We start from the raw sequence: 1,710 nt of genomic DNA, 5'->3' as shown, positions 1-1,710 counted from the left end.
CAGCCAGTGCCAACATTGATACTTTGCCAACCCTTGAAATGCTAAAACTGATTAACGATGAAGATAAAAAAGTCGCACTGGCGGTAGAGCAAACTTTGCCAAAAATTGCAGAAACGGTAGATAAAATTGCCGAAGCATTTCGTCAGGGAGGTCGTTTAATTTATATCGGCGCTGGCACTTCAGGTCGATTAGGGATTCTGGATGCCAGTGAATGCCCTCCAACTTATGGCACTACACCTGAACAAGTGGTTGGATTAATTGCCGGAGGGCATCAGGCCATTCTACATGCGGTTGAGAATGCAGAAGATAACCAACAACTGGGCGCAAATGATCTTCAAGCGCTAAACTTTAACTCAAAAGATGTATTGGTTGGCATTGCCGCCAGCGGCCGTACACCTTATGTCTTGGGTGCAATGGCGTATGCGAAATCCGTTGGCGCCACCGTTGCCTGCATTAGCTGCAACCCGGAAAGCCCAATGACACAGGTAGCCGATATCGCCATGACACCGATAGTTGGGCCAGAAATCGTCACAGGTTCATCACGTATGAAAGCCGGTACAGCACAAAAACTAATTCTGAATATGCTGACCACCGGCGCCATGATCCGTACAGGTAAAGTTTATGGCAACCTGATGGTGGACGTAGAAGCGACGAATGCCAAGCTGGTTGAAAGGCAGAAAAATATCGTTATGGCCGCCACCGAGTGCAGCCGTGAACAAGCTGAACGGGCACTAGCAGAATGTGATGGGCATTGTAAAACCGCCATTGTGATGATTCTGGCTGGAGTCAGTGCTCAGCAAGCAAAAGCTTTACTGGAAAAACATCACGGTTTTATTCAACCGACGATCTCAGCCGTTCGGTAACAACTTCCCTGCTGAGAAGGAGTCAGCAAGATGGCTAAAATTAATCAGACAATCATTGTTCAGATCCTTAAAGCTATCGGCAATGCAGATAACGTAGCGCAATGTGGCAACTGTATGACCCGCCTGCGACTAACATTGCGTGACAATACGCAGGTGGATAAAGTGGCGTTAAAACAGATCCCCAACGTGTTAGGTATTATTGAAAGCGACGATCAATTTCAGATCGTGCTTGGGCCGGGAAAAGCCCAAACAGCGGCTGAAATAATGAATGAATTGCTAAATTCGTCTACCCATACAGAACAATTGAAACCAAGCGACACTAATTTAACCAATATTGCTTCTGCTAATAAAAAGCAGCTTAAAGAGAAACAGGTGAGTGCCGTACATAAGTTCCTGACCAAATTCGCCACTATTTTTACTCCATTGATCCCCGGTTTTATTGCCGTTGGTCTACTTCTCGGCTTTGCCACTTTACTTGAACAGATAGCCATTCAGGGTGTTGAGCACCCTAATGCTGTTTTGGTTGAAATCATCGGCTATATGAAAGTTTTCAGTAAAGGCATGTTCAGCTTTCTGAGTATTCTGATTGGTTATAACGCGCAAAAAGCCTTTGGTGGATCAGGAATAAATGGCGCCATTATCGCCTCTCTGTTTGTACTCAGTTATAACCCAGACGCCACCAGCGGTTTTTATTCCGGTATTTCTACTTTCTTTGTTTAGGGAGGTGGTCTTTTACTTTATTTGATATGAGTTTCGCCAGCATACAATATTGCTCGTTTTTCCAAGAAACCCCAAGATGATGGGGTTCAGTATAACTATTTGCTGACATCCGTGCTATTTGCAATAG

Annotated in this window: 1 protein-coding gene and 1 pseudogene; both read left to right on the top strand. The window is 45.0% G+C overall.

Going from position 1 to position 1,710, the window contains the following annotated elements; genetic code table 11:
* On the top strand, positions 1-863 hold an 863-nt coding region (gene murQ / locus D3222_RS24460), incomplete at its 5' end, for an N-acetylmuramic acid 6-phosphate etherase (RefSeq protein ID WP_118988341.1).
* Positions 864-893: 30 nt separating this feature from the next.
* Positions 894-1,577: pseudogene (locus D3222_RS24455) on the top strand (PTS transporter subunit EIIB); the annotation flags it as partial.
* Positions 1,578-1,710 lie beyond the last annotated feature (133 nt).

It is taken from the genome of Photorhabdus sp. CRCIA-P01, from assembly GCF_003545805.1.
GTDB lineage: Bacteria > Pseudomonadota > Gammaproteobacteria > Enterobacterales > Enterobacteriaceae > Photorhabdus > Photorhabdus antumapuensis.
Note: the sequence above shows the minus strand (reverse complement) of the source record. Positions and strands in the feature narration are given on the sequence as shown.